Source organism: uncultured Lactobacillus sp., from assembly GCF_948948975.1.
Lineage (GTDB): Bacteria > Bacillota > Bacilli > Lactobacillales > Lactobacillaceae > Lactobacillus.
The window spans coordinates 1-21,423 of record NZ_CARBVX010000026.1 but is presented as its reverse complement, the minus strand read 5'-3'; the positions used below and the strand labels follow the sequence as shown (position 1 = coordinate 21,423).

Sequence of the window (21,423 nt, the reverse complement as noted above, 5' to 3'; positions counted from 1 at the left end):
CCCCTCATCTCCATAAATAAAAGTCTGTAGGTACTAATCTTACAGGCTTTTTCTTATGCACTGATCCATAGTCAAGCTTTTAAGTTGCTTAGCGGATTTTTGATATAAAATGCTAAGCGATTAACACTTTCCTTTAAATAAGAAGTTTCTCTAAATCTATACAATTTTTTCTAAATTTTATTTATTTTTTACAAAAAGATAATAGGCTTTTAGATGAGATATTAAACGCTTAACATGTAGGAGGAGAAAAGATGTTGGAAAATAAAAATCATAAAAAGATATCTTTAAGCGGAAAATCTTTGTTAATGGGAACCTTGTCAACAGCAGCAATTGTATTAAGTGCATCAACTGAAAATGCTGCGACTACTAATGCAGGCAATGTTAATGAAAATCAAACTGTAGAAATAACTGCTACTTCAGTAAACAATGAAAATAATAAGCAAGTAACTGAAAAAGATAGTACAGATAAAAGTACTAGTGATGTGGCTGAAAATGCTAACACCAAGAAATCAAACGAAAATAAAGAAACTGCCAGTTGCTATTAATGCACCAGTAAGTGATGTAAAAAATACAAACACCATTACGCCTGAAATAACTGTTGATAAAGTAATAAATAATAGTAATAGTGATCAAAAGACCGCTCCTACTACCACTACTCAAACAGCTGATGTAAAGCACGTTGAAAAGAAGGATTCAGTAGATAAAAATAATACTGAAAAAAATAAAGAGACTTCAGTAAAGTCAAATGTAAGTTCTACTAAAGCTGAGCTAAAGGGTCAAGTCAAAGATATTGTTGAAGAATCTGGTGTTGATACTAGCAAGTTAACTAATGATCAAATTAATGAATTAAATAAAATTAATTTCTCCAAAGAAGCAAAAAGTGGTACGCAATTAACTTACAACGACTTTAAAAAAATTGCTAAAACTTTAATTGAACAAGATGCTCGTTATGCTATTCCATTCTTCAATGCAAGTAAAATTAAAAATATGCCTGCTGCTAAAACACTTGATGCTCAAAGTGGAAAAGTAGAAGATTTGGAAATTTGGGATTCATGGTCTGTTCAAGATGCAAAAACTGGTTACGTATCTAACTGGAATGGCTACTAATTAGTGATTGGTATGATGGGAGTTCCAAACGTCAATGATAACCACATTTATCTTCTTTACAATAAGTATGGTGATAATGACTTTAATCATTGGAAGAATGCCGGTCCTATTTTCGGCCTAGATACTCCAGTTATTCAACAATGGTCTGGATCAGCAACTTTAAATAAAGATGGTTCAATTCAACTTTACTATACTAAGGTTGATACTAGTGATAACTACACTAATCATCAAAAACTTGCTAGTGTAACTGTTTACTTAAATCTTGAAAAAGATCAAGATAAAATTTCTATTGCTCACGTTGACAACGACCATATTATCTTTGAAGGTGATGGTTACCACTACCAAACTTATGACCAATGGAAAGAAACTAATAAAGGTGCCGATAACATCGCAATGCGTGATGCACACGTGATTGATGATGAAGATGGTAATCGTTACCTTGTATTTGAAGCAAGTACTGGAACTGAAAACTATCAAGGTGATGATCAAATTTATCAATGGTTAAATTACGGTGGTACTAACAAAGATAATTTAGGCGATTTCTTCCAAATTTTATCTAACTCTGATATTAAAGATAGAGCGAAATGGTCAAATGCAGCAATTGGTATCATTAAATTAAACAATGATGTTAAAAATCCAAGCGTTGCAGAGGTTTACAGTCCACTTATTAGTGCTCCAATGGTAAGTGATGAAATTGAACGTCCTGATGTTGTTAAATTAGGTAACAAGTATTACTTATTTGCTGCCACTAGACTAAACCGTGGTAGTAACGATAATGATTGGATGGCTACTAACAAAGCAGTTGGTGATAACGTAGCTATGATTGGGTATGTTTCTGACAACTTAACTCATGGTTATGTTCCATTGAATGAATCTGGCGTTGTTTTAACTGCATCTGTACCGGCTAACTGGCGTACTGCAACTTATTCCTACTATGCAGTTCCAGTAGAAGGAAGAGATGATCAACTTTTGATTACTTCATACATCACGAATCGTGGTGAAGTTGCTGGAAAGGGTATGCACGTAACTTGGGCACCAAGTTTCTTGTTACAAATTAATCCAGATAATACTACTACTGTTTTAGCTAAAATGACTAACCAAGGTGATTGGATTTGGGATGATAGTAGTGAAAATGCGGATATGATGGGTGTACTTGAAAAAGATGCTCCAAATAGTGCTGCTCTACCAGGAGAATGGGGTAAGCCAGTTGATTGGGATCTAATTGGTGGATACAACTTGAAGCCACACCAACCTGTAACTCCAATTCCAAATGTGCCAACAACTCCTGAAAAGCCAACTACTCCAGAAGTACCAACTACACCAGAGACACCAAATACCCCAGAAAATCCAACTCCAGAAGTTCCAACTAATTCGACTAAGAAAACTAGTCAAACTAAACTTCCAAAGGCTGGAACTAAAAATAGTGTCACTGCAGTTGTTTTAGGTGCTGTAAGTTCAATATTAGGTGCTATTGGCTTAACCGGTATTTCAAAACGCAAACGCAATAATTAAATTAAAAAGATGAGTTCCATTGAACTCATCTTTTTTGCTATAAATATAATTTATCCTAGTATGAAAAACTGTAAATTTTCTCAAAGATAACTTTTTTCTATAATGATGTAGAAAAGTAATAGAGCACTACCTATATAGTATGAAAGTATATTTAAGTATGCTTATCAAATATTAGACAATTACTTTTCATAATTTAGACTAGATGTTTGAAAGCTTTAATAAAAGAGAAAATATATGCAAGAAATTAAAGAAAAATATTTTGAAGGAGGAATGGCGCTGTATGGTCTTTCAAATACAATTTTAAGAAATATTACTTTTGGTGAAGGAGAATTTCCTTTAAAAGAAGCCGAAGATTTAGAAATAAAAGCTGCTATTTTTAAATATAAATATCCTTTATGGTATTCAAATAACATTAATATTGCTGATACGACTTTTGAAACAATGTCTCGAAGTGGAATCTGGTACACTAACAATATTTCTATTAAAAATTCTAATCTGCAAGCTCCAAAGCTATTTAGAAGATGTAAAAATATTACCTTAGACCATGTTTTCTTTTCTGACGCAGAAGAGACAATGTGGACCTATCAAGATATTACAATTAAAAGTACAGAAATTAATGGGGATTATTTTGGAAAAGATAGCTCTAATATTTACATGGAAAATGTTAGAGTAATTGGAAATTACGTATTTGATGGAGCTAAAAATATTGTATGTAAGAACTGTAGTTTTGTTTCAAAAGATGCTTTTTGGAATTGTGAAAATGTCACTTTAATCAATTGTCAAATAGATGGAGAATATTTGAGCTGGAATAGTAGTCATATTACGTTTAAAGATTGTACTATTGATAGTGATCAGGGACTATGTACATGGATCACGTTACTTTAGAAAATTGTATCTTGAATCAAACTCCTTTAGTCTTTGAAAAATGTAGTAATATTAATGCAACTATAAACAGCAAAATTACTAGTATCAAAAATCCGACTTCTGGGATAGTTAAGGCTAAAAAAATAGAAACAGTAATTATTGGTACTACTAAAGTTGATCCTAAGGCTACAAAAATTATTTCTATAGAACCAGTTGATAGAGAAATATCAGTTTCTGATCAAAATCAAGAAGGTGAATAAAATTGAAATATGATTTTAAGACAGTAGTAAATCGAAGACATACAGATTCCGTAAAGTGGGATGTGCAAGATAATGAGCTGCCGATGTCCATTGCAGACATGGATTTTAAAACAGCTCCTGAAATTATTTTGGCAATGCAAGAAAAGCTTAAGCTAGGCGCCTTTGGCTATGAAGAAGTGGGAGAGAACTATTTTAATGCTGTAAGCAATTGGTATCAACTAGAGCATGGAGTAAATGCTGATCCAACATGGATGATTTTTGTCACTGGGGTAGTACCAGCAATTTCATCAATTATCAGACGTATATCCCATATTGGGGATAATATATTGATACAGGAGCCAGTTTATAATATTTTTTATAATTCAATTGAGAATAATGGACGTCATGTACTATCAAGTAATTTGACCTGTCATGATGGAAAATATGAGATTGATTGGGAAGACTTAGAAAATAAATTAGCTAATCCATTGACCACATTAATGCTTTTCTGTAACCCACATAATCCTACTGGAATAGTATGGTCAAATAGTGAGGTAGAGCGAATAGCAGCTTTATGTCAAAAATATCATGTAGTTTTGTTATCAGATGAAATCCATGGTGACATAGTTAGAAATAATGTAAAATATATACCTGCATTTTCTGTTACCAAAGAATTGAGAAATAATGTAATCAGCCTCGTATCACCAAGTAAAACGTTTAATGTTGCTGCTCTTCATGCCGCTACGGTAATTATTCCTGATGAAAATTTACGCAGTATTGTTAATTGAGGACTCAATAGCGATGAATTAGCTGAGCCAAATCTGCTGGCAATTCCGGCAACAATTGCTGCTTATACAGAAGGATTTAATTGGCTTCATGCTTTATTGGATATAATTAATGACAATTTTATCTATGCTGAGCATGAAATAAATAAAAACTTGAAAAATGTGAAAATTGTATCCGGTCCTGCAACTTACTTAATGTGGCTAGATGTAAGTGAAATTTCGAAAGATAGTAAAAAATTAGCAGATTATATTCGAAAAGAAACTGGCTTAATTGTTTCAGCTGGCAGCATTTATCGTGGTAATGGTAATCAATTTTTACGTCTTAATTTGGCATCCCCGATATCGATGGTAGAGGATAGAATGGAACGATTGATTACTGGAATCAAAAATTTTTCTAAAAAATAACTGAAAGTGGTTTCAAAATTATTTCAAAAAGATATATACTTTTATTGAGGTGATTTTTTTATGGGACCATTATTTTTAACACCATACTTTAGACCAAAAATTTGGGGTGGTCGCAAATTAAATACTGTTTTGGGATATGATATTCCAGATGGAAAGGTTGGAGAAGCCTGGGTAATTTCAGGATATAAAGACGATGCTTCAATTGTTAATGCAGGTCCATTTAAAGGAAAGACATTACGAGAAGTATATTTAGAACATCCTGAGTTATTTGGTGATCCAAAAGCAAAGGAATTTCCTTTATTGGTTAAATTCTTAGATGCAAATGATAATTTGTCAGTTCAAGTTCATCCAGATGATGAATATGCCAGAATTCATGAAAACGATTCAGGAAAAACTGAAAGTTGGTACGTGCTTCATGCAGAACCGGGTGCTAAACTTATTTATGGGCACAATGCTAAGAGTAAGGAAGAGCTAGAAGATTGTATTAAAAATGGAAAGTGGTCTAAGCTTTTACGCTATGTCCCTGTAAAAGAAGGAGACTTTTTATATGTTCCTTCTGGTACTGTTCACGCTTTAACAAAGGGAATAATGGTTATTGAAACCCAACAATCAAGTGATGTAACGTATAGATTATATGATTGGGATCGAGTAGATAAAAAAACAGGGAAGAAGAGAGAGTTGCATATTAAGCAATCTCTTGATACTATTCAAGTACCACATAAAGATCCGAAACTGAAAATTACATCAGAAACAGTAGGAGACGCTAAGATTACTACGTTAGCAAAACCACCGATGTCACCACATTTTTATTTATGGCAGATTGATGTTGATGGGGATTTTGCTTGGAGTTTAAACGATCATCCTTATCTTCTAGTATCTGTAATTAAAGGTAGCGGTAAGTTTATTGCTGATGGTAAAGAGTATGATATTAAATTAGGAAGCAACTTTATTATTCCTAATGAAATGAAGAACTTTAGTTTTAGCGGTAACTTACGTTTAGTAATTTCAGCTCCGGGTAAAGAATAAATTTAAGTGAATGGAGTTGATCAAATGATTTATATTGGTTGCGGGGTAATAATGTTTGTAATCGGGGTCATTTGGCTGATTGCTCCTTCGCCCAACCCTAATCGAATTTATGGATATATGTCCTATTTAGCTTCAGTTAATGAAGCAAGCTACCAGTATGCACAAAAAGTAGCGCGTAATTATTTTATGTTGTTTGGCTTGATTCAAACTCTTTTAGGATTAGGAATTCATTTTTTGCACTGGGATCGCTACTTTTTAATTTGGTTGCTTACTTTTTATTTATTTATCTTGGCTCCAATAATCTTAACTGAAAAGAAATTGCAGGCTTTTCTACGTGCTCGGCATGAGTTGCCACATGATTATATTGAACCGGATAAGATTAAACATACTAGAGTAAAAGGATTTAAGGACAAATAATGCTAAAGATATTAATGGTTGAAGATGACAATTCTGTTGCAGAAATGATGAAAATGTTCTTTAGTAAAGAGCAGTGGGACGTAGATATAGCTAAAGATGGAGTAGAAGCTGTTGAAATGTTTAAGAGAAATCCCAGCTCTTATGATATCGTTACACTAGATCTTAATTTACCTAAAAAAGATGGTGTGGAAGTAGCTAAGGAAATTAGAGCGATTTCTCTTACAATACCGATAATTATGTTAACGGCTAGAGACTCAGAAACTGATCAGATTCTAGGATTGGGGATTGGTGCAGACGAATATGTTACTAAGCCGTTTAGTCCTTTGGCCTTAATAGCACGGATCAAAGCGCTGTATCGCAGAAGTCATCTGGAAAAGGATATGCATGCTTCTAATGGGATAAAATATGATGTAGTAACTAAGCATCTAAAAATTTCAAAGGACCGTCGAGAAGTACGGTTTGATGATAAAGTTGTTGAAGGTTTGACCCCTAAGGAATTTGATTTACTTTATACTATGGCTCAAAAGCCAAAGCAGGTTTTTTCAAGAGACAAACTTTTAGAGCTAGTGTGGGGATATGAGTTTTTTGGTGAGGAAAGAACTGTTGATGCTCATATTAAAAAATTACGCCAAAAATTAGAGAAAGCTGGTCCGCAAGTAGTTCAAACTGTTTGGGGTGTTGGCTACAAGTTTGATGATTCTGAGGTATAGAAGTTGAAGTTATTCTATCAAGAAATTTTAGGTTTTTTGCTAGTAATAGTTACTAGTATCGTAATTATTGGCTCATCAACTATTCATTTTGCGACTATTCAAGCCTACTCTCAAAGTTACACTCGCTTAGAAGGATATGGGACCTCGATTGGAAAACTAGCTTTAGCGAAAGATAATCCTAAACATGAATTAGATGCTAAATTTTTGAAAAATTTACAGGTAGTAATGGAAGGCGAAGATGTAAATCTTCGCATTTTTAATAATAAAAATAGACAAGTTTATCCAGAAACTACAATGAACTGGGCTTTACCGCAAAAGTTGTTTAAACAATTAAAGAATGGTAAGACGATTCGCATTAGGAATGATCATGAGGATGGACGAGTAAGTTCTTTTTCAAATAAAGATGCATATACTAGTGTAATTGTTCCCTGGCGTAGTAAAGGAAAACTGGTGGGAGTAATCTGGCTCGGGTCACGTGTGCAAAATGTGGAACAAATGATTGTACGAGAAAAGCATAATCTGTTGACAGCTTTACTTAGTTCTTTAGTTATTGGTGGGTTGATCAGTTTTATTTTGTCGTACTATATTTCAAGAAAGATTAAGCTTTTATCTAATGCTACTAAAAAAGTCGCACAGGGAGACTTTAGTGTCCATCTAAAACACAAGGATACTGATGAGATTGATGATTTAGCACGTAATTTTAATATTATGGTTAATGCTTTAAAAGAATCAAACGATGAAATTAAGGCACAAGAAAAGCGACGAGAGCAATTTATGGCTGATGCTGCTCATGAAATGCGAACTCCGCTTACTACAATTAACGGTTTGTTAGAAGGGTTTGAATATGATGCCATTCCTGAAGAAGCCAAACCTAAGTCTATTGCTTTAATGCACAGTGAAACAAAACGATTAATTAGATTAGTAAATGAAAACTTAGATTACGAAAAAATTAGAAATAATAAAATTAGTCTGATTCAATCAAAATTCAATGCAACTGAAGTTTTAGCTAATTTATTAACACAAATGAAGCAAAAAGCTGTTCAAAAGAATGATGAGCTGATTTTAAATTGTCCGCAGCAAGTTGAAGTTTATGCAGATAAAGACCGTTTCACTCAGATAATGGTTAATCTAGTTCAAAATGCATTACAATTTACTGAAAATGGAAAGATTACAATTTCTGCTAAGAGGATTGAGCATGGCGCCCAATTTAAAATAGCCGATACAGGAATTGGAATGAATAAGAAACAAATGAAATATATTTTTGAAAGATTCTATAAGGCAGATCCATCGAGAGCGAAAATTGGCTCGGGAGAATCTGGCTTAGGACTTTCGATTGTTTTATCTCTTATTAAACAGCATGGTGGTAAAATTAACGTTGATTCAGAACCTGGAAAAGGTGCAACATTTACCGTGACTTTATATGATAAAGGCTATAAGGAATTTATTAAAGACTAACAAAAAAGGGGTAGTACTTATATATTTTTTAAGTACTACCCCTTTTTCTATTTATCTAGATTATTTTTTCCTGGAGAACTGTTTTGATTATTTTTTTCACTTGTAGCTGACTGAATATTCTCAGGAATATTATTTATTTCGTCCTTATCGATTTCTGAAGCATCAGTTGTATAAAGATCAGTAGTTGTTCCCTTATGTTGAGAATAAAGAGAAGTAGATTTGTTACCTAGTTCTTTTCTTAATTGCAACATTTTTTGATAGTTAATTTTATAGTCGAATTCGTTCGGATTAGTTGGAATAAAGCCAGCTGGAGTGTAGAACCGTAGCAGATTATGATTATTTAACAAATCGGAATAGTGAAGAGAGGTACGTGCATACTCAACTAATTTAGCAATTTCAGCTTTTTGCTTTTTATTAAATTTAGTGATCTTTTCCCCAGTTTGATGATTGTAAATTGTACCCTTAATACCTTTACCGCCAATAATTATATATTTCGGAGTAACAATAGTACCGTTTCTAAACACAACTACTTGTCGATATTGTTGGGAGAATAAATCCTGACCAAATTGAATATAATTTTTATTTGAAATTCCTAAAAGATGAAGTAACGTTGGGAGAACATTAATTTCACCGCTGAGCTTGTTATCAATTGTCCCCTTAATTCCGTTCATATGGATCATGAAAGGAACTTTTTGAAGTTCGGTCGTGTCGTAAGATGTCCATTTACTAAAATCTTTACCTAAGACTGGTGCAAGAGCAGATAATTCATCATCTGAACTACCAACACCGTAATGGTCTCCGTAAAGGATGACCATCGTATTTTTATCAAGGCCACTCTTTTTTAGATAATCAAAGAACTCTTTAACTGATTGGTCAAGATAATGAGCTGTCTCAAAGTAATTATTGATGGTTGTATTTGAAGTATTTGTAGTAGTAAAGTTACTATCTTTATCTTCTTGATCAAGTTGAAATGGAATATGGTTAGTAACAGTTAAATACTTAACATAGAATGGTTGTTGCATCTGTTCAAGATACTTAATACTCTCACTAAACAATAGCTTATCTTTTAGGCCATATCCGATTTTGTCGTTCTTTTTTTGAGAGAAATAATTTGCATCGAAGAAGTAATTATATCCTAAATTTTTATATACTTCGTTTCGATTCCAAAAAGTTCCTGTGTTACCGTGAAAAACAGCCGAAGTATAGCCAGTTTGACGAAGAATTTGAGGTGCACCTTGGAAAGTATTTTCAGATCCTAATGATGAAAATAGGGAACCATCTGAAATGCCGTATGTTCCAGTTTCAAGCATATTTTCTGCATCACTGGTTCGTCCCAAGCCTACTTGATGATAAAAGTTACTAAAGCTAACGGTGTCTTTATTATGATAGAGTGAGTTAAGAAATGGAGTAACCTCTTGTCCATTAACTTTTAATCCAATTAGAAATTGTTGAAAACTTTCTAGATGTAGGACAATGACATTTTTTCCCTTGGCTTTACCAAAATATTCCGGATTTGCTTTTGCATAATGCTTTTTAGTAAAGTCGAGTACTTGATTAATATCTTCTGCATTAGCATTTTTCTTAACTTGGTTTGATTGTGCACTTTTTAAGATATCATATACTGAATAAGTATCAAGTCCAAGATATTTAACCACATAAGAGCGGTCGAATGTATTTCTTAATAATCGTGGACGTGAGGTTTCAGCTAAAAACATATTTAAAGTTAACATGAAAACACCAAATGATGAGACAGCAAATGGACGTTTAAATCCATACTTACGTGGATCAATTTTGATAACTTTAATAATCAATAAGATAATGATAATTATGAGATCTAGCCAAAGAAAAATATCGCTGGGATGCAGTAAAGCAACCGTACTCTTTCCTAGTCCTTGTGATACTTTTCCGGTGTTTTGAATAGTTTTACTAGTTAAAAAGTCTGAAAACTGACGATAATAAATGACATTTGCAAAAAGCAAAATCGTATTTATTGTGTCTAAAACTAGCATTGCAATATAAGAGACTAATGGCTTAGAGAAATAGAGTCCTAAACTAAGGATAATAATGCATGTACCTAAAGGCGTTAACCAGACGATGAAGTGCTGGTATGGGTCACTTAAGCCAAGCTTAAAATCAAAGTAAGCCGAATACATATATTTTGCCCAAAAACAAAGTGTTAGGATTGTTAAGAAACCAATTCTAGTTTGCCAGAAATTACGTTTTGTTTTATTCACGCTTCACTACTCCTTTTAATAAGGAATATTTTACTGGTAATTTCAAAAAACGACAAACTTTTGTTAAAGGTTTGCGATTTTTTAATATTTTGAAAAAAATTATCTTTCATCGTGATCTTTACGTTATAATTAAGCCAAAATTACGGAGTCGGTTAGGTTATGCTTTTTTTACAACCCTTATATGAATATATTTTTCACCATTATGCAGCGCATATTAATCACTTTGCCTTAATTAAGTTGATTTTGTATAGCTTAGATAAGACACTTTTTTACTTTATTATTTTTGTAATTATTCGATTGTGCTGGCTACTATTGGTGAGACATAGAAGAACCTTAAAGTCAGAAGCTTGTGTGTGGGTTTTTAGTTTTTATATCATTTTGCTCTTAATGCTGACAGTATTTAGAGATACATATTTTCCATGGCAGTTGACATTTAATTTCCATCGTAGTCTAAGCGATATAAACTTAGTATTTATGAAAGAAACGCTGAAATTGACTCATGGTCAGAGTTTACTTGACTTTTTTTATAATTCGCTTGGAAATGTTTTATGGTTCATCCCATTTGGTTTCTTATTTCCTACAGTTATTCAGAAAAAAAGTATGGTGGGAACCATTTTGGCTGGGGGATGTTTATCCGTAATTATTGAATCTTTGCAATTTGTTTTAGAAACTGGTGTAAGCGATATAGATGACGTATTTTTTAATGTTTGCGGGACTATAATTGGATTTATATTATATCGACTTATTTATAGATTCTTATAAGAAAAAACTCTAGTTTTATGAAGAAGTAACTGCTAAAATAAGGTTTGTATGTGAAAAAGTTACAAAAAAAGGAAGTTTAAATAATGAGTAAAGTTGTTCACTTTGATGCAAGTAAATTAACTCCTTTTGTTCATGAAAATGAATTAAAGGAAATGCAAGCAATGGTAACTGCTGCAGATCAAGAATTACGCGAAGGTACTGGCGCAGGTAGTGACTTCCGTGGTTGGATTGATTTACCAATTAATTATGATAAAGACGAATTTGATCGTATTAAAAAAGCAGCTAAAAAGATTCAAAATGATTCAGAAGTTTTAGTTGGTATTGGTATTGGTGGTTCATACCTTGGTGCCCAAGCTTCAATTGAGTTCTTAAATAGCTCTTTCTACGGTAGAGAAAAAGAAAAGTACCCAACTGTAGTATTTTGTGGTAATTCTCTTTCAGGTTCATACCTTTACGATTTGCTTGAATGGTTAGGAGATAAGGACTTTTCAATTAATATTATTTCTAAGTCTGGTACTACTACTGAACCTTCAATTGCTTTCCGTGTATTGAAGGATAAGTTAATCAAGAAATACGGTAAAGAAGAAGCTGCTAAGAGAATTTACGCAACTACTGACCGTGCTAAGGGTGCTTTGAAGACTGAAGCAGATGCAGAAGGTTACGAAGAATTCGTAGTTCCAGATGATATTGGTGGTCGTTTCTCAGTATTGTCAGCTGTTGGTTTGCTTCCAATTGCCGTAGCTGGTGGTGACATTGATGCTATGATGAAGGGTGCTGCAGATGCACGTGCTGCTTACACTGATCCAGATGTTTTAAAGGACAGTCCTTACCAATATGCAGCAATGCGTAATATCCTTTACCGTAAAGGTTACACTACTGAATTACTTGAAAACTATGAACCATCATTAAGAATGTTTGGTGAATGGTGGAAGCAATTAATGGGTGAATCAGAAGGTAAAGATCAAAAAGGTATTTACCCATCTAGTGCTAACTTCACTACTGATCTTCACTCACTTGGTCAATACATCCAAGAAGGTCGTCGTAACTTAATGGAAACAGTTATTCGTGTTGAACACCCAACACATGATGTAACTATTCCTGACGATAAGGAAAACCTAGATCAATTAAACTTCTTATCAGGTAAAACTATGAATTACGTAAATGATCGTGCTTACGAAGGTGTAGTTCTAGCTCATACTGATGGTGGTGTACCAGTTATGACTGTTGATATTGAAAATCAAACAGCTCATACTTTAGGTTACTTAATCTACTGGTTTGAATTAGCTGTAGGTATCTCGGGCTACTTAAATGGTATTAACCCATTTAACCAACCAGGTGTTGAAAGTTACAAGAGAAACATGTTTGGTCTTTTAAACAAACCTGGTTATGAAGACTTACATGATGATTTAACTAAACGCTTAAAATAAATCTACTTAACATATTTTTATAGTATGCAGATCGAATATAGCTAGATAATAGTTAAAGAAAGGGTAGAGGCTAATTGCCTCCACTCTTTTTTATTGGAGAAAAAATGAAAAAACAGACAGAAAATACATTGGCTGTCCTAGCAACAGCGTTCATGTCCTTTGTTGGAATTTTAACTGAAACAAGTTTAAATGTAACTTTTCCTGCGATGATGAAACAATTTAACGTATCTTTAGATACAATTCAGTGGACTACAACTGGATATCTATTGATGATTGCAATAATTATGATTAGTTCTTCTTATCAGAATGAGCGTTTTACTGCTAAGCAATTGTTTGTAACAGCTGCCATTGCATTTATGTTGGGAAGTATTATTTCAGCATTTGCATTAAACTTTTATATTTTATTGTTAGGGCGTTTAATTTCAGCTCTAGGTGTGGGACTCTCTACACCAATGATGTTTAATTTGATTGTAGAAGTAATGCCAAGAGATGAATGGGGACTATATATGGGAATTGCTGGTTTAGTAGTGGCAATGGCTCCGACTCTCGGTCCAGCTTTTGGGGGAAGCATTTCTTATTACCTTAATTGGCGGTGGATTTTTATAATTGCTACAATTTTTGCACTATTAGTTTTTATTGCTGGAATTTTTGTGATTGGAAGCTACCATCCAGTAAAAAAGAAATCTTTTAATTGGCTGGCTTACGCAATTTTAAGTGCCGGGATGGTAAGTTTAGTAATTGGTGTAAATCAATTGAGTAAGGGGCTGAAAAATTGGCGTCTATGGGTTTTATTAGTGTTAGCTGCAATTTTGTTCATACTATTTATCAGCATTTCTAAACGTTCTACTAGTAAGCTACTTGACTTATCAGTTTTTGAAGATAAGGGATTTATTTTTGGAGCGTGTGCTTATTTTTTGCTTCAGTTTATTAATATTGGAGTGAGTTTTGTCTTACCTAACTATATCCAAATCGTTAATAAACAAACTTCTTTAATTGGGGGACTAGTTTTACTTCCAGGCAGTATTATTGCTGGACTCCTGAATCCTTATTTTGGTCGACTATATGACCGCCTAGGAGCAAAAGTGCCATTATATGGTGGTGCGTTTTTAATGGCACTAGGGAGCTTTTTATTAGCTAATTGGGGCTTAAGCTTAACCACATGGATGATTATTTGTTTTTATGGAATTTTGATGTTAGGACATCGTATGTCCTTTAGCAATACGATGGCACAAAGTTTAAAAATAGTCGATAAAAATTTGAAAGCAGATGCAACAGCTGTTTGTCAAACAGCACAACAATTAGCTGGTTCAATGGGGACTGCAATTTTAGCTGCAATTATAGCAGTGTTTCAAAATAAGCAAACAGAGAGTTATGCTACTTTAACTGCTCAAGGAAGTCGACTAGCATTCTATTTCACTTTTGGTCTTGGAATTTTGATTTTAGTGTGTGATTGGTTTATGTTTAAACTAGATAAAGAAAAATCTACAAGAGAAGAAAGTGTAACTAAAGATGAATAATAATTTTTTAGCTATGGAAAAGAACATACACGATTTTGCTCAAGAGCTTTATTTTAGAAATGAAGCTGCAACTGATTTAGTGGAAAAAGATGAACAAAAAGACTTATTACATTTTGATAGAAGCGGTGTTGAAGAATTACAAGAGATTGCTGGTATTTTGAAAGATTTTTGTCAGCCACAAGTTCGAGCTATTTTAGAAGTTAGTGAAGACGCAAAGAAAACCGACCTAGATCAAAACTTATTGCAGAATCAATCTCATCAGTTACTTCAAAATTTCTCTAACTTAGAAAAGTTAGTTGTTTATGCGGAGAAACAAGCAGACCAAAAAAATAAGAAATTGAGTAAGCAATGGGTGGAGTTAAAAGAAAATCTAGCTAAAATGAATATTAATCAAATAGAAGATATTGAGAAAACTACAAAAGTATGTCATAAATAGTGAAAATAAGTGATATAATTGAAAAGCTGCATCATGGTGAGTAAGACGTGATGCAGCTTTTTTTCACTTTAAATTACTTTTCAAAGAAAAATGGCAATGTAACTTGACAGATTTACAATATTCAATTATATTTACATATGTTGAATTTGCCCGTTGGTCAAATGGTTAAGACGCCACCCTCTCAAGGTGGAGTTACGAGTTCAATTCTCGTACGGGTGATATACTGAGATATAGCCAAATTGGTAAGGCACAGGATTCTGGTTCCTGGATGTTTCGGTTCGAGCCCGAATATCTCAATACGTTACCGTCAGATCGCTGATCTGACGGTTTTATTTTATAATCCAGGTGGTAAGGATGATAGAATTTTTTAAGACTCAACATTTAGTTGAAAGTATGGTTAGTGAGCGGATTGTTCCTGGAGTAAATTATGCCTTTATTAAAAAAAAGCAAGTATTTACTTCAACAGTTGGCTTTGCTAGCTTAATACCTAAAGTTGAGCAACTTAGCCCTTTTGCTCTCTATGACTTAGCTAGTTTGACTAAAGTGTTAGGAACAACTAATGTTTTTTTGAAACTGAAAGAAGAAGGAAAACTTAATTTTACAGAACCTCTTAAAGATTTTATTCCTGAATTTAAAGATGAACGTATTCGCCTTAGTGATTTGTTGACACATACTAGTGGAATTCGGGGATGGATTCCTAATCGTGATGAATTAGCTGCACCCGATTTATTGAAGGCGATCATAGGCTTACCCGTGACTGATGAATTTAAAACCAAAATGCGATATGCCGATACTAATTTTATTTTATTGGGATTAGTTCTTGAAAAAATATATGGGCTACCTGTACAAGATATCATTATGCAGGAAATTATTTTACCTGCTAAATTGAAAGAGACAACTTTTCATCCTAAGGCAAGTGAGTGCGTTCCTACCGCTTTAACTGAAAATGGAAAAATGTTACGAGGGATTGTACATGATCCTAAAGCTCAGGTATTAGGAAAGGATTGCGGGTCTGCGGGCTTGTTTTCAAATCTGGAGGATCTCATAACGATAACCCAGGCTTACCTAGGACTACGTGATGATATTTTACCTCTAGAGCAGGCGACATTAGCTAATTTGTTTCAAATTGAAACACCTAAGAAAGTACATCCTCGTTCTTGGGGATGGGATTTACGTTTTGACCCTGTTGATCAACATCCATTGATTTACCATACTGGCTTTACTGGGACATTTATGTTAATTGATCGACTTAATCAAACAGCAATGATTGTTTTAACAAATAGAATCCATCCTAGCGGACATAATCAGATTTTCCTTGCAATGAGAGAAAAGATTGTTGATACGTTTTTGAAAGAAAATGTCTATAAAAATTAAAAAGGGATAATGTCAATTGACATTATCCCTTTTTATATTACATACCTGCTTTAATAATTTTCTTTTCACCCATTGTTTTACGAAGTGAAAGCATAGCAGTATAAGTAGCTAAAATATAAACTTTCTTAGTTGGTAATTTTGAAATTTCATCTAGCAAAGCTTCATTATTAGTAGCAGTGGTCATTGACCCAGGCTCAAAACCTGAAACTTCTAGTCTAAACCCCATATCATGCCAACGTTTTCCACCGACTATTACTTTTTTGATTTGATCTTTATTTAATCCTTCGTAATCTGCATCCCAGATCCAGGATGTATCAATTCCGTCTGCGTGATTTGCATTTAAAAGAGTAACTAAAGAATAGTTATCTTTTTCGGTATTTAACATATGGAGAACCTCATCAAGCCCAACTGGATTTTTAACTAGGATTAGATCTATTTCTTTATCTGCATAATTAATCAATTCTTGGCGACCAAAAATTCGTTTGTTTTCAGCAAAACTTTGGGCTACCTCTTCTTCACTTAAACCAAATTCACGTGCTACAGAATAAGCAGCTAGAGCATTATAGATATTATAGGTGCCACCGATACCAATGCTATATTCTTTTTCACCCATTTTGAATTTTAAGCTATTTGGAGTTTGATCAATAATTTGATTTACGCTATAAGTTAATTCTGGACGATGATAGCCACAATTAGGGCAGAAATAATCTCCTAGATTTGCATAAATACGTTCGTGATAATGCAAGATATGATCGCACTTAGGACACAAAACACCATCAGTATTTACGGGAGCCTTGAAGTCGTTTTCAGGCTTATCTTCTGGAAGTTTGAAACCATAGAATACTTTTTTATTAGGTAATTCCACGGATGAAAAAATACTTGCATCTCCGTTAGCGATAATAGTTGCATCGGGAGCTAATTTAATTCCGTCGACAATTTTTTGGTAGGTAGTATAAATTTCACCATATCTATCCATTTGATCACGGAAAATATTAGTTAAAACAAATACGCTTGGATGAAGGAGCTTGGTTACCATTTTTACATTTGCTTCATCTACTTCTAGCACAGCAATTTTCTTTTTTGCTCTTTTATTCTTATGAGCTAAAAATGCTGTAACAATTCCTTGTTGCATGTTTGAGCCTGATGGATTGGTTAAAATATCACCATATTTCTTCTTTAATGCTTCTACGATTAGAGCAGTTGTCATTGTTTTACCATTAGTTCCAGTGACAATGATTGTTTCATAGCCTTTTGCTAATGAATTTAATACTTCAGGATCAATTTTCATGGCAAATTTCCCAGGAAAACTCGTCCCGCCCTTTAATACGTTATGAAGAAACCAGTAAGATGATTTACCAGCTACCTTAGCGATGCCTGATTTTAAATTCATATTATTATCCCTCACTTTAAAACTAAGTTTTACTATAGCATATAGAGAAAATGAAGACGACCTTTTTTATTTTTGCCTGCACGATTTTTAAATTTACTTTATACTAATTAAGGCAATATTAGTGAAGTTACATAAACTTAACAATGGAGGAATTTTGCAGTGGCTCAGTTGTTTTTTCGCTATGGTGCAATGAGTAGTGGTAAGTCGATTGAAATACTAAAGGTTGCCCATAATTATGAGGCACAAGGGCGAAAAATTGCTTTAATGACGAGTAATGTAGATGATAGAAGTGGAGTAGGAACGGTAGCTTCTAGAATCGGTTTACATCGTAAAGCTATGCCTATAAGTGACGATTTAAATTTATTTAATTATGTTTCAGAATTGAATAAAAGTGATGTGGAGTCTGGCAATGGTAGGGTGGCTTGTGTTTTAATTGACGAGGCACAGTTTTTAAAAAGACACCACGTATTAGAATGTGCCAAAATTGTTGATGAATTAAAAATACCTGTAATGGCATTTGGTCTGAAAAATGATTTTCAAAATCATTTGTTTGAAGGTAGCGAAAATTTATTGATTTTTGCTGATAAAGTAGAAGAAATGAAGACAATTTGTCACTATTGCGGTCATAAGGCTACAATGAATTTACGAATTAATTCTGGAAAACCTGTTTATGAGGGTGAACAAGTTCAAATTGGCGGAGATGAATCTTACTATCCCGTTTGTCGTTTTCACTATTTTCATCCCAATAAGCAAAGATAATAGATAAGAGGATTAAGAAAGGATAATAATTATGGATAAAGTGATGGCTCAATTGGAAGGATTAGTTGCCCATTATGAAGAACTTCAAGAAATGATGGCTGATCCTGAAGTTATTAACGATACTAAGCGGTATATGGAAATCTCTAAAGAAGAAGCCGATATGCGTGAAGTAGTACAAAAATATCGCAAATATAAGTCAGATATTAAAGAAATTGATGACAATAAAGAAATTATTTCTAGTGAATCTGACAATGACTTAGTTGAGATGGCTAAGGAAGAAAATTCTGAATTAGAAAAAGAAGTTGCTGAATTAGAAGATGAGATTAAGATCTTAATGCTTCCTAAAGATCCAAACGATGATAAAGATATTATTATGGAAATTAGAGGAGCTGCTGGTGGGGATGAAGCATCATTATTTGCAGGTGATCTTCTTAGAATGTACGAAAAATACGCAGAAACTCAAGGTTGGAAAGTATCTTTAATTGATTCTGAGCCAACTGAAGTAGGCGGGTATAAGCGCGTTGCTGTTATGATCACAGGTGATAAAGTTTACTCAAAATTAAAGTATGAAAATGGAGCTCATCGTGTGCAACGTGTTCCAGTAACTGAATCTCAAGGCCGTGTTCACACTTCTACTGCGACTGTGGCGGTTATGCCCGAATACGAACAAGTAGACATCGACTTAGATCCAAAAGATATTCGTGTAGATGTTTACCGTTCATCTGGTGCTGGTGGACAGCATATTAACAAAACTTCTAGTGCCGTACGTATGACCCACCTTCCTACTGGTATTGTAGTTGCTATGCAGGATCAACGTAGTCAACAACAAAACCGTGAAAAGGCTATGCAAATTTTGAAATCACGTGTTTATGACTACTATGAAAGTCAAAATCGTGATCAATATGATGCTAAAAGAAAAGAATCTGTTGGTACAGGAGATCGGTCTGAAAGAATTAGAACCTATAACTATCCTCAAAACCGTGTAACTGATCACAGAATTGGTCTAACTTTAAACAAGCTTGATCGAATAATGAATGGCGAGTTGGATGAAATTATTAATGCACTCGTTCTTTACTACCAAACTCAGCAATTAGAAAAGATGGCTGAAGAAAATGCCTAAAAGTCTAAAAAAAATAAAAGAAACTGTGTTAAATGATAATTCTGAAATTCGTCCAGAGGATATTGATTACGTTCTGGGAGAAAGATTAGGCTATACACCTTCAGAATTTGAATTACACATTAATGATGAACTAACTCCGGAACAAGAAAAACAAGCATTAAAAGATATGAAAAAATTGCGTAGAGGAATTTCTCCGCAATATATTTTGGGATACGCTTGGTTTTATGGCTACAAAATTTTAGTTAACCGTGGAGTTTTAATTCCTCGGTTTGAAACTGAAGAGTTAGTTAAATGGGCACTTGAAAATATTGAATCTGGTAAAAAGATTCTTGATTTAGGAACTGGGTCTGGAGCTATTATGGTTGCCTTAGTAAAGCAAGCTCAGAAACAGGGGATTCAGAATTTGAATCTATACGCAAGTGATATTACAGATTCCGCTTTACGTGAAAGCGAAGAAAATTTCTTAAAGTATGATTTAGATGTTAAAACCCGTAAGGCAAATGTATTAGTGGGCTTAGAAAAATTCGACATGATTATTTCTAATCCACCCTATATTAAGACTAGTGAAAAGAACTTAATGGATGAAAATGTTATAAAAAACGAACCTGATACTGCCTTATATGGGGGAGAAGATGGTCTAGATTTTTATCGTAAATTTGCAAAGCAAGTTCAGTCACATTTAAATCCTCAAGGACAATTTTTCTTGGAGTTCGGTTTTAGTGAAAAAGAGCAATTAAAAGAATTATTTGAGACTGAATTACCAGATTTTGAAATTGAATTTAGGGATGACTTAGCAGGTAAGCCAAGAATGGTTCATGGAAGGTGGAAGAAATAATGGAAACGAAGATTTTCAATAAAGAACAAATTCCTGAAGCAGTTACCCTGTTGAGAAAAGGAGAATTAGTAGCTTTTCCAACTGAAACCGTATATGGGCTTGGGGCATTAGCAACTAATGAAAAGGCTGTTAAGGGTGTATATGCAGCTAAAGGCCGCCCAAGTGATAATCCATTAATTGTAACTGTGTCTGATGAACAAATGATGGAAAAGTATGTTAATGAAGTACCAGAACGTGCTAAAAAGCTAATTAAGCACTTTTGGCCTGGTCCATTAACTATTATTCTTTTTGTCAAAGAGGGGACTTTACCAGATGCTGTAACTGGTGGTCTCCCAACCGCAGCATTTCGCTGTCCAAATGATGACATGACTCATGATTTAATTAGCGGACTAGGAAAACCAATTGTTGGTCCATCTGCTAATACTTCCACTAAGCCTAGTCCAACAACTGCAGAACATGTTTTTCATGATTTAAAGGGAAAAATAGCGGGGATTATTGATAATGGTCCAACCGAGATTGGTTTAGAATCAACAATTGTTGATTTGTCCGTTGAAAAGCCAACAGTTCTTCGTCCTGGAGAAATTACGCCTGAAGAGATTTCAGCAGTTCTAGGAGAAGAAGTTTTGATGAATAGGGGAACTACGCAGACTAAGGGTGTGCCAAAGGCTCCTGGTATGAAATATCGTCATTACGCTCCTAGTGCTCCTGTTTTAATTGTTGATAAAGAAGAAGATTTTTCGAAAATCCAATGGGATGATGAGACTGGTGTAGCTGCTTTGGATGAAGTTCTTGAAAAGATCGATAGTCCTAATAAATATAGTCTAGGCAAGACCATTGATAAGGCAGCTCATAATTTGTTTGGTGCTTTAAGATATTTTGATGGTGAAGATAAGATTAAGCGCATTTATGTCCAAGGTTTTGACCATGGTGCAATTAGTGCTGCTTACATGAATCGTTTAAACAAAGCTGCCGCTGGTCATCATTTTCATTAAAAATAAAACATTCTAAGCTAAATAGTGAATTAGTTATCCGACGGGATAATTGATTCA

At 33.9% G+C, this 21,423-nt stretch carries 16 protein-coding genes, 2 tRNA genes and 3 pseudogenes; 19 read left to right on the top strand and 2 right to left on the bottom strand.

Going from position 1 to position 21,423, the window contains the following annotated elements:
- Window positions 1-251 precede the first annotated feature (251 nt).
- The 8 genes and pseudogenes from Q9R40_RS08740 to Q9R40_RS08705 all read left to right on the top strand — a co-directional run bounded on the left by Q9R40_RS08740 (window position 252) and on the right by Q9R40_RS08705 (window position 8,520).
- Complete coding sequence (locus Q9R40_RS08740) at window positions 252-545, top strand: hypothetical protein (RefSeq protein ID WP_304677335.1); 294 nt, start codon at window positions 252-254, stop codon at window positions 543-545.
- Between the two features lie 298 nt (window positions 546-843).
- A pseudogene (locus tag Q9R40_RS08735) lies at window positions 844-2,619 on the top strand (glycoside hydrolase family 68 protein); the annotation flags it as partial.
- Between the two features lie 234 nt (window positions 2,620-2,853).
- Window positions 2,854-3,743, top strand: a pseudogene (locus tag Q9R40_RS08730) (DUF3737 family protein).
- A gap of 2 nt (window positions 3,744-3,745) precedes the next feature.
- Window positions 3,746-4,912, top strand: a pseudogene (locus Q9R40_RS08725) (MalY/PatB family protein).
- Window positions 4,913-4,972: 60 nt separating this feature from the next.
- Window positions 4,973-5,938, top strand: coding sequence for a mannose-6-phosphate isomerase, class I (gene manA, locus Q9R40_RS08720; protein ID WP_297940702.1), 966 nt, complete (start codon window positions 4,973-4,975; stop codon window positions 5,936-5,938).
- A gap of 24 nt (window positions 5,939-5,962) precedes the next feature.
- Window positions 5,963-6,355 carry an SdpI family protein gene (locus Q9R40_RS08715; RefSeq protein ID WP_004897660.1) on the top strand — a complete coding sequence of 131 codons (393 nt, stop codon included), beginning with the start codon at window positions 5,963-5,965 and terminating at the stop codon, window positions 6,353-6,355.
- Entirely contained in the window at window positions 6,355-7,065 is a 711-nt protein-coding gene (locus Q9R40_RS08710; RefSeq protein ID WP_023599750.1) for a response regulator transcription factor, read from the top strand. The genes Q9R40_RS08715 and Q9R40_RS08710 overlap by 1 nt, the downstream gene beginning before the upstream one ends.
- 3 nt (window positions 7,066-7,068) lie before the next feature.
- On the top strand, window positions 7,069-8,520 hold the full coding sequence (locus Q9R40_RS08705; RefSeq protein ID WP_297940699.1) for a HAMP domain-containing sensor histidine kinase: 1,452 nt from the start codon (window positions 7,069-7,071) through the stop codon (window positions 8,518-8,520).
- Window positions 8,521-8,567: 47 nt separating this feature from the next.
- Here Q9R40_RS08705 and Q9R40_RS08700 read toward each other — a convergent pair whose 3' ends face one another.
- Window positions 8,568-10,754 (bottom strand): LTA synthase family protein, encoded by a 2,187-nt coding sequence (locus Q9R40_RS08700; protein WP_304677334.1) that lies wholly within the window; start codon window positions 10,752-10,754, stop codon window positions 8,568-8,570.
- Window positions 10,755-10,913: 159 nt separating this feature from the next.
- Between Q9R40_RS08700 and Q9R40_RS08695 the strand changes: the two genes are divergently transcribed.
- The 7 genes from Q9R40_RS08695 to Q9R40_RS08665 all read left to right on the top strand — a co-directional run bounded on the left by Q9R40_RS08695 (window position 10,914) and on the right by Q9R40_RS08665 (window position 16,270).
- A complete protein-coding gene (locus Q9R40_RS08695) occupies window positions 10,914-11,516 on the top strand; it encodes a VanZ family protein (protein WP_300723100.1) in 603 nt (200 codons plus the stop codon).
- Window positions 11,517-11,599: 83 nt separating this feature from the next.
- Window positions 11,600-12,943, top strand: a complete 1,344-nt coding sequence (locus Q9R40_RS08690) for a glucose-6-phosphate isomerase (RefSeq protein ID WP_004897655.1) — start codon at window positions 11,600-11,602, stop codon at window positions 12,941-12,943.
- 104 nt (window positions 12,944-13,047) lie between these two features.
- The gene (locus Q9R40_RS08685) at window positions 13,048-14,460 is read left to right on the top strand and encodes a DHA2 family efflux MFS transporter permease subunit (RefSeq protein WP_304677333.1); all 1,413 of its coding nucleotides are present in this window, start codon (window positions 13,048-13,050) and stop codon (window positions 14,458-14,460) included.
- Complete coding sequence (locus Q9R40_RS08680; protein ID WP_304677332.1) at window positions 14,453-14,896, top strand: hypothetical protein; 444 nt, start codon at window positions 14,453-14,455, stop codon at window positions 14,894-14,896. Before Q9R40_RS08685 ends, Q9R40_RS08680 begins: the two co-directional genes overlap by 8 nt.
- Before the next feature lie 147 nt (window positions 14,897-15,043).
- Window positions 15,044-15,115, top strand: a tRNA-Glu gene (locus Q9R40_RS08675).
- Between the two features lie 5 nt (window positions 15,116-15,120).
- Window positions 15,121-15,193 (top strand) — tRNA-Gln (locus tag Q9R40_RS08670).
- A gap of 57 nt (window positions 15,194-15,250) precedes the next feature.
- Window positions 15,251-16,270, top strand: a complete 1,020-nt coding sequence (locus Q9R40_RS08665) for a serine hydrolase (RefSeq protein ID WP_300723125.1) — start codon at window positions 15,251-15,253, stop codon at window positions 16,268-16,270.
- Between the two features lie 37 nt (window positions 16,271-16,307).
- On the opposite strand, the gene Q9R40_RS08660 is transcribed toward Q9R40_RS08665, so the two are convergent.
- The gene (locus Q9R40_RS08660; protein WP_300592038.1) at window positions 16,308-17,660 is read right to left on the bottom strand and encodes a Mur ligase family protein; all 1,353 of its coding nucleotides are present in this window, start codon (window positions 17,658-17,660) and stop codon (window positions 16,308-16,310) included.
- A gap of 159 nt (window positions 17,661-17,819) precedes the next feature.
- Between Q9R40_RS08660 and Q9R40_RS08655 the strand changes: the two genes are divergently transcribed.
- From Q9R40_RS08655 to Q9R40_RS08640, 4 genes are read left to right on the top strand one after another with little or no spacing between them, the layout of a single operon-like run.
- On the top strand, window positions 17,820-18,419 hold the full coding sequence (locus tag Q9R40_RS08655; RefSeq protein ID WP_300592040.1) for a thymidine kinase: 600 nt from the start codon (window positions 17,820-17,822) through the stop codon (window positions 18,417-18,419).
- Between the two features lie 31 nt (window positions 18,420-18,450).
- Window positions 18,451-19,539 (top strand): peptide chain release factor 1, encoded by a 1,089-nt coding sequence (gene prfA, locus Q9R40_RS08650; protein WP_172475539.1) that lies wholly within the window; start codon window positions 18,451-18,453, stop codon window positions 19,537-19,539.
- On the top strand, window positions 19,532-20,374 hold the full coding sequence (gene prmC, locus Q9R40_RS08645; protein WP_300592042.1) for a peptide chain release factor N(5)-glutamine methyltransferase: 843 nt from the start codon (window positions 19,532-19,534) through the stop codon (window positions 20,372-20,374). Before prfA ends, prmC begins: the two co-directional genes overlap by 8 nt.
- Window positions 20,374-21,366 carry an L-threonylcarbamoyladenylate synthase gene (locus Q9R40_RS08640; RefSeq protein ID WP_300592044.1) on the top strand — a complete coding sequence of 331 codons (993 nt, stop codon included), beginning with the start codon at window positions 20,374-20,376 and terminating at the stop codon, window positions 21,364-21,366. Before prmC ends, Q9R40_RS08640 begins: the two co-directional genes overlap by 1 nt.
- Window positions 21,367-21,423 lie beyond the last annotated feature (57 nt).